The sequence below is a fragment of the Microcoleus vaginatus PCC 9802 genome (assembly GCA_022701275.1).
Lineage (GTDB): Bacteria > Cyanobacteriota > Cyanobacteriia > Cyanobacteriales > Microcoleaceae > Microcoleus > Microcoleus vaginatus_A.
The window spans coordinates 6,039,145-6,052,710 of sequence record CP031740.1 but is presented as its reverse complement, the minus strand read 5'-3'; the positions used below and the strand labels follow the sequence as shown (position 1 = coordinate 6,052,710).

Below are 13,566 nucleotides of genomic sequence, written 5' to 3'. Positions count from 1 at the left end.
ATTAATTATAACGGTTCTCAAGCGTGGTGAGGTATGCCCTATGCCCTATGCCCTATGCCCTATGCCCTATGCCCTAATTAACTGGTATAATACCTGCAATTGAAAAAGAAATTAAATGAGCGGCGAATGAGTAACATCAAATTTTGGAAACCAGCTTATCAACTATTCCGACATGATGAGCCGTTAATGAATAAGGAATTAGAAGAGTTCTACGTGCGCCGGGAAGATAGTCCGGTGGATACTTTGGTAAATTTGCTGGAAATGGACGACGACCCAGCTAAGTATCTGGTCGCCGGACATCGCGGGGGCGGTAAAACCACCGAACTGAGACGACTAGAACGAGGCTGTATGGCCGATTACACAGTTGTTTGGGTGGATACGGATACGGCGCTGGACAAGTTTAACATCGGTCATGCGGAAGTGGCTGTGCTGATTGGGATGCAAGTCGTGCAGCGACTGGCAGATGTGGGTTGGAAGTTGCCCAAAAAGTTGGAAAAGGAACTTTTGGAAAGTCTCAAAAAAATAACTTACCAAGATAAAGTTACGGGTGGGGGCGAACTTCAGTTACCGAAGCTGTTTCAAGATTTGGGGGCACAGCTCAAAGTGGGGTTTCAGCGAGAAACGACGCGGACGCTGGAAGTGAAACCAGTTCTGGGTGAAATTATCAACAAGGTGAATGAGATTATTGCTGCGGCTCAAGGACAGACACGGAAGTTATTAGTCATTGTGGATGGTTTGGATCGAAAGGAATATTCGATCGCCCTGGAGATGTTTTCCAGTTCGTTGTTGACGGATATTCAGTGCCATATTGTTTATGCAATTCCGATCGCCTTGCGCTATTCTCCATCTTTTAAGCAGCCGATGGAGAGCTTTAACAAATGTCTAGATTTATCCAATATTGGTGTTTTTAAATGCGATGACATGGCTCGTCCGACTACAAATCCCGATAATGTGGGACGGCATATTTTGAAGGATGTGGTTCAGAAACGGTTGGCAAAATTGGGCAATGCCTACGCGAATTTAGTCGAACCGGAGGCGCTGGATCTGCTGGGCGAGAAGAGTGGGGGCGTGATGCGGGAGTTGGTGCGGTTGGCGCGGACGGCTTGCGAAGTGGCAGTGAACAAGCAAGCGAGCAAGATCGATCGCGCCATTGCCGAGGAAGCGGTTCGATTAGAACATCAAACGTACACGATCGAGGATTACCATTTTCCCGAACTGAAGGCGGTGCATCGCACGGGCAAGTTGACCAGCAATGAGTTTGACTCGCCAAAGCACGGCAGAATTGTCATTTGTAATGAGTTACTGCACTACAAGTTGGTGTTAGGGTACAACGACAAGAAATATGGGCGTTGGTTTGATGTGAATCCGATGTTGTGGGTTGATTTGGAACGCTGGCAGTAAGCCAAGGAGTAGGTGATGCAGGAACTAGAACCGGGCGATCGAGCAGAATTAACGAAACTGGTCAATGCAGTGGCGTTGAGCGATCGCAGCCTCAGCTTATTTGCGATCGCGCCGGATAGCGCCCCGAATCATCCGGTGGTGGAACAGTTTAAAGCGCAGTTGCTGGAGTTGGATGAGCCGTTTGAGTTCCACACCCTCTTCTACAGTGACGATTCGCTGTTCGATTGCCTCCACCGTCTTGATGGAGTGGCGGCATCGGGGCGCAGGGTAGTGATGGCTTTTGGGCTGGAGTACCTGCCCAGACCCCGATTGCTACAGGAAATGCAGCAGTTGAATTTGGGGCGAGAACGCATTTTCGATCGCAATATCGTGCTGGTGTTTTGGCTGAGTCGGGAGACGTTTCTCAATGAGTTTCGCCAGCAGGCTGCAGACTTTTGGGATTGGCGGGGGAACGTGGCCGTCTTTGCGACGCGCCCCCCGTCGAATCCGCTGCTGTATCCGTATCTGCAGTGGCTGATTGCTGAAAACTCTTACCTGAAAATTGCTGGGGTGATGCAAGTCAACCGCCAGGTGGATATTCTCCTCGATCGCATTTATGTATCGCTTCAGGCAGAATGGGTCGAGGAACAGAGTCAATCGTTTCGAGAACGAGTTACAAGGGGGGAAGGGCGAGTCAAACCGAGTCGCCCTCACAAACTGGGAGAACCCGATTTCCCAGACTTCGAGTTTACAGATGAGCCGATGCTGGCTGTGAGTGCGGAACCTAGCAGTCGCCAGCGCGTGACTAAAATCGTCGATCTCGCGGAAGCGTTGCGGAAACACACCTACAGTGCGATTTTAGGGGAGCCTGGAGCCGGGAAAACGACGTTGCTGCGCTATCTGGCGCGACATTTTGCGATCGCCTATGGCGGCCTTCAAGCTGTTGAATACCCAACCGCCCAGCCTTCTGGGGAGGAAAGCCCCTCTCGTCTCAGGGTTGGGGAGGGGCCGCCCTTGAGGGTGCCCGGAGGCATGGGTGAAGATTTAGGAGAGATTCGGTTGCCGGTTTTGTTTCGGATTGCCGATTTTGCCGAACGCCTTGCCCAAGAGCCCGATTTGAGTTTGGTGGAGTACCTGAAGCAGTTTTATCGCCAGTGGGAGTGCAATCGCGATCGAGCCCACGGCGATGCGGTTGCCGACTTGTTGCTGGCAAAGATGGCGGCGGGGGATTGTTTGGTGCTGATGGATGGGTTGGATGAGGTTTTCGATCGAGCAAATCGGGTGCAGGTGGTGCAGCAGATCGATCGATTGGTGAAGGAATACGGCGAGAATAAGTTTGTCATCACCAGCCGGATTGCCGGATATCAGGAAGCCTCCCTGGGCAGCCGGTTTCGAGAGTTCACGATTACGCCGATGGGCAATGCCCAAATCAAGCTGTTTCTGGAACGCTGGTGTCGGGCTATAGAAGAGGCGCAACGTCCCGATGCTGATGTTAGTTCGCATCAGCGGGATGCGGAAAGAGAAGCAGGAGGCATTTTGCAGGCGATTGAAACCAAGCCGGGAGTGAGTCGATTTGCCACGAATCCGCTGCTTTTGACGATTTTGGCGCTGATTCACCGCAACGGCACTCAAATGCCGCAGCGACGGGTGGAATTGTATCACTTGGCAACCAAGACGCTGATTGAAGATTGGCAGTCGGGGCGCAACATTGCCTATGGGGTAAAGCAGAAGCAATTTTCGCTGGTGGAAGAGGAAGTGACGGCACTGCTGGCTCCTCTGGCGTTCCAGATGCACGAGGAGAAGCCGTCGGGGTTGGTGACGCAGGGGGAGGTGGAAGCTTGGTTGACGCCCAAAATGGCGGATTTACAGGGGGTGGAGGAACCGGAGGCACTGGAACTGGTGCGACAGTTTTTGCGGAAGGTGCGGGAGACGACGGGGCTATTTGTAGAACGAGCTCCGGCGGTGTATGGGTTTATGCACCTGACTTTTGAGGAATATTATGCGGCGCGGTACATTGCCGACAACGAGATTCCCGACATTTTGAAAATTATCGACACCTATCGCTATCAGGCACGGTGGAACGAGCCGATTTTGCTGGCGTTGGGGTATTTGAGTGCGGATCGCCAACGAGTGAATCGGTTGTTGGAACTGTTGTTTGGCAATTTAGCCGACTATCAACCGGATATTGCTGGGAAGGAGATTCGGCTGAAACAGGCGGGCGCTAATCGAGTGCTGGTGTGGTATCCACCGGCAGAGGCAGCCCCGCGGGAGTCTGATTCGCTGTGGCAGGATTTGCTATTTGTGGGGCAGGTATTGGCAGAAATCAAAGTTACGCCCAAATTCTGTCGGCAGCAAGTGGAGAAGCTGGTAGTGACTTATTTGGGATTGGATGGGGATGATTTTGCAGATGAACCAACTCAGGAGTTGTTGCGGTTGCTGCGGGGAATTGAGGTATTTAATCAACAGGTTTTAGACAGGTTGCAACAAGCAGCAGCAGACGATATGCTTTCTCAACAGCAGCAAAATAAGGCGCGGGTGGCGATGCTGTATGTGGTTTGTGGCGAAGCGGGAGAAGGTTTAATTGCAGGCGTGACGAGCACCGTACAACAGTTAACGCCATCGTTGTTTGAAGCAATTCTGAATTTAGTCTCCCAATTGGGAGTAGAGATGACTCTGGCATTGGAACGCGCTTCGGAAGATGCAATCTGCGATTTGGATCGCCGACAAGCCTTAGAATTTATGACCGGATTGTCTTATTTGCGATCGGAAAAGTACGATCAGGCAATTTCCCTGTTACAAACTATAGAAGAGCGAGGGGATTGCGCTCTAGGAGGTTTTGTCGAATGGGCGATCGCCTTTGCCTGCGAGAAAAAAGAAGATTACGATCGGGGTTTGAGTTACTATCAGCAATGTTCGGATAAGCTGCTATCTTCCCCTGCTGCTGATTTATTTATCCTGTGGGGATGTTGGGGAATTTGTTATCGATCGCATCAAAAATACGATTCCTCGTTAAATTGCTTCCAGGAAGCATTGGGAATTGCCAGACAAGTTAACAACCGGAAAACGGAAGCTCACATTCTTTGGAATATTGGCCGAAGTTATCAAAATTGGGAGAAATATGAAGAAGCGATCGCCCATTCCCAACAAAGTCGAGAAATCTATCAGCAATTGGGTAAGGAAAAAGATGTCGCTGATTCTTGGTACTGGATGGGAGATTGCTATCGGCAGTGGGGTAAATACGAACAGGCACTCGATGCAGCACAACAGGCTTTAGCCCTGCATCAGGAACTCGACGATCAACTCAGAATTGCCCTAGCCTACTATCAATTGGGACGAATCTATCAAGATTGGGGAAAATATGAAGAAGCGCTCGCCCATTACCAACAAAGCCGAGAAGTCTATCAGCAATTGGGTAAGGAAAAAAATGTCGCCAACCAATGGTATTGGATGGGAGATTGCTATCGGCAGTGGGGTAAATACGAACAAGCACTCGATGCAGAACAACAGGATTTAGCCCTGCGTCAGCAACTCGACGATCGACCCAGAATTGCCCTAGCCTACTATCAATTGGGACGAATCTATCAAGATTGGGGAAAATATGAAGAAGCGCTCGCCCATCACCAAAAAAGCCGAGAACTGTATCAGCAGTTAGGTAAGGAAAAAGATGTTGCTGATGCTTGGTACTGGATGGCAGATTGCTATCGGCAGTGGGGTAAATACGAAGAGGCACTCGATGTGGCACAACAGGATTTAGCCCTGCGTCAGCAACTCGACGATCGACCCAGAATTGCCCTAGCCTACTATCAATTGGGACGAATCTATCAAGATTGGGGGAAATATGAAGAAGTGATCGCCCATTACCAACAAAGCCGAGACCTCTATCAGCAATTGGGTAATGAAAAAAATGTCTCCAACCAATGGTACAACTTGGCAGATTGCTATCGGCAGTGGGGTAAATACGAACAGGCACTCGATGCGGCACAACAGGATTTAGCCCTGCGTCAGCAACTCGATGATCAACTCAGAATTGCCCTAGCCTACTATCAATTGGGACGAATCTATAAAGATTGGGGAAAATATGAAGAAGCGCTCGCCCATTACCAACAAAGTCGAGAAATCTATCAGCAATTGGGTAAGGAAAAAGATGTCGCTGATTCTTGGTACTGGATGAGAGATTGCTATCGGCAGTGGGGTAAATACGAACAGGCACTCGATGCCGCACAACAGGATTTAGCCCTGCATCAGCAACTCGACGATCAACTCAGAATTGCCCTAGCCTACTATCAATTGGGAGGAATCTATAAAGATTGGGGAAAATATGAAGAAGCGCTCGCCCATTACCAACAAAGTCGAGAAATCTATCAGCAATTGGGTAAGGAAAAAGATGTCGCTGATTCTTGGTACTGGATGAGAGATTGCTATCGGCAGTGGGGTAAATACGAACAGGCACTCGATGCAGCACAACAGGATTTAGCCCTGCATCAGCAACTCGACGATCAACTCAGAATTGCCCTAGCCTACTATCAATTGGGACGAATCTATCAAGATTGGGGAAAATATGAAGAAGCGCTCGCCCATTACCAACAAAGCCGAGAAGTCTATCAGCAATTGGGTAAGGAAAAAAATGTCGCCAACCAATGGTACTGGATGGGAGATTGCTATCGGCAGTGGGGTAAATACGAACAAGCACTCGATGCAGAACAACAGGATTTAGCCCTGCGTCAGCAACTCGACGATCGACCCAGAATTGCCCTAGCCTACTATCAATTGGGACGAATCTATCAAGATTGGGGAAAATATGAAGAAGCGCTCGCCCATCACCAAAAAAGCCGAGAACTGTATCAGCAGTTAGGTAAGGAAAAAGATGTTGCTGATGCTTGGTACTGGATGGCAGATTGCTATCGGCAGTGGGGTAAATACGAAGAGGCACTCGATGCGGCACAACAGGATTTAGCCCTGCGTCAGCAACTCGACGATCGACCCAGAATTGCCCTAGCCTACTATCAATTGGGACGAATCTATCAAAATTGGGGGAAATATGAAGAAGTGATCGCCCATTACCAACAAAGCCGAGACCTCTATCAGCAATTGGGTAATGAAAAAAATGTCGCCAACCAATGGTACAACTTGGCAGATTGCTATCGGCAGTGGGGTAAATACGAAGAGGCACTCGATGCCATACAACAATGTTTAGCCCTGCGTCAGCAACTCGACGATCGACCCAGAATTGCCCTAGCCTACTATCAATTGGGACGAATCTATCAAGATTGGGGAAAATATGAAGAAGCGATCGCCCATTACCAACAAAGCCGAGAACTCTATCAGCAATTGGGTAATGAAAAAAATGTCGCCAACCAATGGTACTGGATGGCAGATTGCTATCGGGAGTGGGGTAAATACGAACAGGCACTCGATGCCGCACAACAGGATTTAGCCCTGCGTCAGCAACTCGACGATCGACCCAGAATTGCCCTAGCCTACTATCAATTGGGAGGAATCTATCAAGATTGGGGAAAATATGAAGAAGTGCTCGCCCATTACCAACAAAGCCGAGACCTCTATCAGCAATTGGGTAATGAAAAAAATGTCGCCAACCAATGGCACAACTTGGCAGATTGCTATCGGGAGTGGGGTAAATACGAACAGGCACTCGATGCCATACAACAATGTTTAGCCCTGCGTCAGCAACTCGACGATCGACCCAGAATTGCCCTAGCCTACTATCAATTGGGACGAATCTATCAAGATTGGGGGAAATATGAAGAAGCGATCGCCCATTACCAACAAAGCCGAGAACTCTATCAGCAATTGGGTAATGAAAAAAATGTCGCCACCCAATGGTACTGGATGGCAGTTTGCTATCGGCAGTGGGGTAAATATGAACAGGCACTCGATGCCGCACAACAGAATTTAGCCCTGCGTCAGCAACTCGACGATCGACCCAACATTGCTGAGGCCTACTATCAATTGGGACGAATCTATCAAGATTGGGGGAAATATGAAGAAGCGATCGCCCATCACCAACAAAGCCGAGAAATCTATCAGCAATTGGGCAAAACTGACAGCCTTAGCCGACAACTCAGACACATTGCCAACAGTCAGCGCCAACTCGCCCGCGAAACCGTTGATCGTACTGCCGCAATTTCCCTTCTAACCCAAGCAGAACAACACCTAGAACAGGCAATACAGCTAAATATCGATCGTGAATATCGAGAAAACCTCGCCTACGACTACATCGCCCTCAGCCTCGTCTGTAGCGATTTTCTACGTCACATCCCCGCCGGCGATCCCACCCAACCCATCCGCATCGCCCAATTCGAGAACAACTATTCGATGGGTTTGGGCCACTTCACGGCCCTCGGGCAAACCGTCAATCTCGCTGAAAAAACCCTAGACATCGCCCGCGCCTACCTAGAAATCCCTGCCTTAGAAAACCTCAACCTTGCCGAATCCCTCACCCGCCAATCCCTGCAAACCTTCGAGGAATTCAACCGCCGCCGACTCCAAGCCGATGCCCTCAAACTCCTCGGCGAAATCTACAAACATCGCATCCCGCATCAACCCGATGCCGCCACCACCGCCGTGCAATTCTGCCTGGACAGCCGCCAACTCTACCAAGAACTCGACATCCTCGAAAAAGTCATCGAAGTTGACTGTTGACTGTTGACTGTTGACTGTTAACTGTTAACTGTTGACTCGATTTTATGATTGTGATGCAACCGGAAACCATATAACCCATTGATTTTATAGTTCCGATATAACCGGAAACAAGGTTGCCAAAAAAACTTTTGAGATAGTAACGCACCCTACATGAAGATGTAAGGTGCGCGGTACACAGCCTAGGTTAGAATTTGTGGTCTACTGCTGACACGCAGCGTTCGCAAATTAGCGGATGTTCGATCGACTCGCTGACGTGAGTCGAGTAATTCCAGCAGCGATCGCACTTTTCCCCGTCTGCTTTCACTACACCAATCGCCAACTCGGGAGACTGATAACTGTACGGCAATTCTTGCAGAATTTCATTCGATTCTACCAGTTCCACTTCCGAAGTAATGAACAAATACCGCAGTTCATCTACACCCTTGCAGATCATTGTAAAATCGTGCGTTACAGCTATGGAAGCAGGAATTTCTGGTTTGGGATCGATCGCCACTAATTCTGCTTCCAGGATTTGGGGTGTTTCTACAAGCGCCGTTTCTACTGGGGCTGTTTGTACGATCGCCTGTGTTTCTTCTACAAGCACAAGCGCTGTCTCTACTGGGGGTGCGAGTACGATCGCCTGTGTTTCTGCAAGCACAAGCCCGCTTGTCCGCCCCACCACATCTGCTGTCATAAAATCAATCTTTTGAGCCAGTTGTTGACGGTTGGCGGCAAACAGCAAGTGACGGAAAGCAAACCAGATTGTAAATAAGATGCCGATGACTTCCAATAAGCCTCCCAACATCGGAATCTGATTAATCGTATCCAAAATCGCCAGCGTTACTCTGCCCGTTATCAACACAGAGGCTAACAGCCCAAGTGTTACCAGCGCTTTTTGGTATTCTGTGAAAAACTTGCCCGCGTATTCAGGCAAATTAGCCAAAAACTCGGCGCTTCGATCTAAGATTTGCTGCAAATCTAAAGCCGACGGTTCCGGGGCCGAATACTGTACGATCTGAGAAGATCGATCGCCCTTTTCTGCGAGCGTTTTACCCTCAACATAAACTGTGTTTTCTGTCAACACTTTGGCAACTTTTGCCGCTTGTTCTTCCTGTTGATCTTGTGCTGCTTTTGCTTTCTCCTGGGCCGCTAACTGTATGACGGAATTTTGCGATCGTACATAATCCACCAATTCTTCGCTGCTGGGATTCAAAGCTTGCAATTGCTCTCTTTTCTCCACATCGGGAACGTACAGCAACACCTTAGCTTCCAAAGAAGAACCGATCGCCTTTTCCATCCGGGCTTTTTCCAAAACCTTGTTAACTTCGCCGCGCACTTGTCGCAAATACTGCCAGCGAGTAGCCAATTCTGGATTGTGCCATGAAGCATCAATTTGCACCCAGCCGGCTTCAAACACTGACTTGTAAGGAGTCGGATAGGGAAGGTACTGCCAAATATCCTCAGCCATGTGACACAAAACAGGTGCGATCGCCCTTGCTAAATTCTCCACAGCAATTGCAATCACCGTCTGACAACTGCGGCGGCGACGGGTATCTGTGGCGCTGATGTAAAGTCTGTCTTTGGCAATATCCAAGTAAAAATTCGACAAATCCACCGTGCAGAAATTCTGCACAGTTTGGAAAAAGCGGGAAAATTGGAAGCTTTCAAAAGCATCTTGAACTTCCGCAAAAACTTCGCACATTCTGTGCAGCATATAGCGGTCTAGTTCCGGCAATTCCTCGTAAGCAACGGCATCTTTTGCCGGGTCGAAGTCGTGCAAATTCCCCAGCAAAAACTTAGCTGTATTGCGAATTTTGCGGTAAACATCCGACTGCTGTTTGAGAATGTTTTTGCCCAACGGCACGTCTGCCGAGTAGTCTACAGAAGACACCCACAACCGCAAAACATCGGCTCCATATTCCTTAATTACGGCTGCCGGATCGACAACATTTCCTTCAGATTTGCTCATCTTGCGGCCTTTTTCATCGAGCACAAAACCGTGAGTCAAAACAGTTTTGTAAGGAGCAACACCGTTAGTTGCTACACTGGTAAGCAAGCTCGATTGAAACCAGCCGCGATGCTGGTCTGAACCTTCCAAATAGATATCAGCAGGATAGTTTAATTCCGATCGACCTTGGGCAACTGCGGCCCAGGAAGAACCCGAGTCAAACCACACATCCATCGTGTCGGTTCCCTTGCGGTAAGTGCGGCCGTTATTGCGGTAAGATTCCGGCAGCAATTCGGCGATCGACAATTCCCACCAAGCATCCGAACCTTTCTCGGCAAAAAGGGCTTGCACATGGGCGATCGTTTCTTCATTTAACAGCGGTTCGTTGGTTTCTTCGTCGTAGAATACGGGAATGGGAACGCCCCAAGTCCGCTGGCGAGAAATACACCAATCCGATCGATCGCCCACCATTGCAGTAATCCGATTTTCCCCTTGGGCGGGAATCCAATTAACATCCGCGATCGCTTTTAAGGCTTCATCTCGAAATCCTTCAACGGAGGCAAACCACTGTTCCGTCGCCCGAAAAATGGTCGGCTTTTTCGTGCGCCAATCGTAAGGATAAGAGTGAGCGTAACTTTCCTCTTTAATCAAACAATTTGCTTCGCCAAGGGCATCAATCACTGCGGCATTGCCATTTCCGAGGACATTTAAACCTACAAACTGTCCTGCTTCTGCGGTGAAATTTCCGTTCTCGTCTACGGGTGTTAAAACTGGTAAACCGCAGCGTTTTCCGACGATAAAGTCTTCTTGTCCGTGCCCCGGTGCGGTGTGCACCAATCCGGTTCCTGAATCGGCGGTAATGTAGTCACCGCCGGCAACAATTGGACTTTCGCGATCGAACAGCGGGTGTTTGTAACTGCAACCTTCTAATTCTTTGCCTTTGAAGGTGGCGAGTATTTTTAAGTTAGTGTTAAAAGTTGCCGACAGCCGATCGACCGCATCGACAGCTACTAAGATAAATTGTTGTGCGATGTGGGCATTTCCCGGCGGTTCCACCACGGCATAAGTTAGTTCGGGATTGACGGCGATCGCCAAGTTGGCCGGAATCGTCCAGGGGGTAGTCGTCCAAATCGCCGCCCAGAGGCTCGGCATATAGCGCTTGAGCTTCGTTTGCAGGGATTTTGACAATTTTTTCACATGGAAGCCGACGTAGATGCTGCGCGACGTGTGGCCTTCGGGATATTCCAATTCCGCTTCGGCGAGGGCTGTTTTCGAGCTCGGGCTCCAGTGAACAGGTTTGAAGCCGCGGTAGATGTAGCCTTTGAGCACCATTTGACCGAAAACGCCGATTTGAGCGGCTTCGTATTCGGGTTTCATGGTTAAATACGGGTGTTCCCAGTCGCCCCAAACGCCGTAGCGCTGGAAGGATTCGCGCTGCTGTTCCATTGTTTGCTGCGCGAAGGTGGCGGCTTTGTGACGGAGTTCGATCGGGGTAAGATTGAGCCGCTCCTCCGATTTCATGTTCTGCAATACTTTAAGTTCGATCGGCAATCCATGACAATCCCAACCGGGCACGTAGCGGACTTTTTTGCCGCGCAGCATTTGGTAGCGGTTGATAAAGTCTTTGAGGATTTTGTTGAGGGCGTGGCCGATGTGGAGTTGTCCGTTGGCGTAGGGGGGGCCGTCGTGCAGGATGAACAAGTCGCCTGGGTTATTGTGGGAGAGGCGATCGTAGATTTCTTGATCTGCCCAAAATTGTTGCAATTCGGGTTCCCGTTTGGTGGCGTTGGCGCGCATATCAAACTTGGTTTTGGGCAGATTTACCGTGTCTTTGTAAGATTTAGCTTCCATTTTTGAGAAACGTTTTATGTAGTTAGTTGTTAGTAGTTAGCGGTTATTTGAAAGATGATATCAAGTCCGGTTAAATAATCATAATTAAGTTTGTAGTGACCACTTTAGTCATCTCTCGTCATTGAAGAGCTGACAACCAGATATTTTAGTATAAGCGATCGACCGCACATTTGATCGAAGCAAATCCGTAGGGCGATCTCTCTTCTCCCTCCTCCGCGCCCTCTGCGCCCTCTGCGGTTAAATCATTCATAAACCGAGGTGGCACTACTCAGTCAGCCAACTGAACATATCACCGACGGTGAGATTAAAGGATTCGGCAAAGGTTGGAACGGGGATGCGATCGCCCGGTTCTTCAAAAACTGCTATGGTGCGATCGGCAAAATAGACAAATACCAGTTCTTCTTCCGGGTCAATCAGCCAGCCCATCTGGGTTCCGTGGCTGAGACTGTGGAGAATGTTGCGGACGACTTTAGTTTGACTTTGGTCGGGGGAAAGAATTTCGATTGTCCAGTCGGGGGCGATGGCGAAAGTGTTGGCTACTTCGCCGTTTTCGTCGCGGGGAATGCGTTCCCAGGTAAAGACTGCAAGATCGGGTACTGTCGATCGACCACCAAAGGTACAGCGCAATTCTGGATAAGCGCGGGCGATGCGTTGGGGTTTGAGTACCCGGTTGATGTCAGCACCCAAATCGCTTTGAATTGTGCTGTGTTTTCCTTGGGGCATAGGTTTCTGGATAATTTGACCGTCGATGAATTCGCTAGCGGGTTTGGTTTCCGAGAGTTGGAGAAATTCATCGAGACTCAAAGGGTTAGAAGCGGTTTGAAGCATTATTTTTATTTGATTTAAGTTTAATTTGTATTAGTTAAGCGATCGGGCGTTTAATTTATACTCACATCTTGCATCATTTTTAAGAACAGGCAAGATGCCTGTTCCACAAAAAAGAGTAAATTTTCTTATGGGGTGGATTTATTCAAATTATTGCGGGGAGGGCATCTGGCCCGCACCCTTTTTAAGAACAGGCAAGATGCCTGTTCCACAATAAAGAGTAAATTTTCTTATGGGATTCTCCGAGAAAAAACAACAAGCCCCAGTCCTCTTTCAGAGGACTTTCGCTATGAGACAGGGAATTCATTCCCTGTCGGACTGTAGCAAGCGAGAAAAGGTTATAGAAATAGTCCCAACCCGCGGCTAACGGCATTTCCCATGCGATCGCACAATGACGCGGCCGGCACTCCCTGTCCTTCCTGTTCCCATTTTTCCACGAGTTGGCGGCCCAGGGGCGTGAGGCGAAAACTGTCGGTAATCCCTTGTCCGTCTACTTCCCGCCGCAAAACGCCGACTTGGATCAGCCACAGTAGGGAGTTTTCGGCTACGAGTTCGGATACGGGCGATCGGGTGTAGCCGCTTTCGACACCCGCGTTTGAGGCGATCACACTTAGGAAAACACTGTTATCGCGGATCGTCTGGAAGAAGTGTAATTGAAAAGGGCTGCACCGGACGGCGCGATCGGATCTTTTGACGGTGCGGCTGGGATAACTAATAGATTTAAACGCTTCGGATGGGATAAAAGTCATTGAGAGAACTTTTGAGTAGGTATTGTGTTTTTAATTGTTACAGATTTAGAGTCAAAGTGGAGTTGTGAAAAGCATACCAAAATTGTGAGAGGAGTTCAATCAGGACTTACGTAAAAAGTGGTTTGACGCGCGAATTATAGGGTGAGGTGCTCTTCGGCGCACCTACATATACAG

At 49.1% G+C, this 13,566-nt stretch carries 5 protein-coding genes; 2 read left to right on the top strand and 3 right to left on the bottom strand.

Features of this window, described 5'->3' with window-relative positions; translation table 11 throughout:
• Positions 1 to 126: 126 nt before the first annotated feature.
• Positions 127 to 1,401 (top strand): hypothetical protein, encoded by a 1,275-nt coding sequence (locus D0A34_25065; protein ID UNU21676.1) that lies wholly within the window; start codon positions 127 to 129, stop codon positions 1,399 to 1,401.
• Positions 1,402 to 1,416: 15 nt separating this feature from the next.
• Positions 1,417 to 8,040, top strand: coding sequence for a histidine kinase (locus D0A34_25060; GenBank protein UNU21675.1), 6,624 nt, complete (start codon positions 1,417 to 1,419; stop codon positions 8,038 to 8,040).
• A gap of 184 nt (positions 8,041 to 8,224) precedes the next feature.
• Here D0A34_25060 and D0A34_25055 read toward each other — a convergent pair whose 3' ends face one another.
• The 3 genes from D0A34_25055 to D0A34_25045 form a co-directional block, all read right to left on the bottom strand.
• Positions 8,225 to 11,818 carry an isoleucine--tRNA ligase gene (locus tag D0A34_25055; protein ID UNU21674.1) on the bottom strand — a complete coding sequence of 1,198 codons (3,594 nt, stop codon included), beginning with the start codon at positions 11,816 to 11,818 and terminating at the stop codon, positions 8,225 to 8,227.
• A 264-nt stretch (positions 11,819 to 12,082) separates the two neighbouring features.
• On the bottom strand, positions 12,083 to 12,646 hold the full coding sequence (locus D0A34_25050) for a Uma2 family endonuclease (GenBank protein ID UNU21673.1): 564 nt from the start codon (positions 12,644 to 12,646) through the stop codon (positions 12,083 to 12,085).
• Positions 12,647 to 12,981: 335 nt separating this feature from the next.
• Positions 12,982 to 13,392: a hypothetical protein gene (locus D0A34_25045; protein ID UNU21672.1), complete on the bottom strand. Its 411-nt coding sequence runs from the start codon at positions 13,390 to 13,392 to the stop codon at positions 12,982 to 12,984.
• Between the last annotated feature and the right edge of the window lie 174 nt (positions 13,393 to 13,566).

Excerpts from the sequence above, each read along its gene's own strand:
- D0A34_25055 (UNU21674.1), bottom strand. The coding sequence starts at position 11,818 with ATGGAAGCTAAATCTTACAAAGACACGGTAAATCTGCCCAAAACCAAG.
- D0A34_25065 (UNU21676.1), top strand. The coding sequence starts at position 127 with ATGAGTAACATCAAATTTTGGAAACCAGCTTATCAACTATTCCGACAT.
- D0A34_25060 (UNU21675.1), top strand. The coding sequence starts at position 1,417 with ATGCAGGAACTAGAACCGGGCGATCGAGCAGAATTAACGAAACTGGTC.
- D0A34_25045 (UNU21672.1), bottom strand. The coding sequence starts at position 13,392 with ATGACTTTTATCCCATCCGAAGCGTTTAAATCTATTAGTTATCCCAGC.
- D0A34_25050 (UNU21673.1), bottom strand. The coding sequence starts at position 12,646 with ATGCTTCAAACCGCTTCTAACCCTTTGAGTCTCGATGAATTTCTCCAA.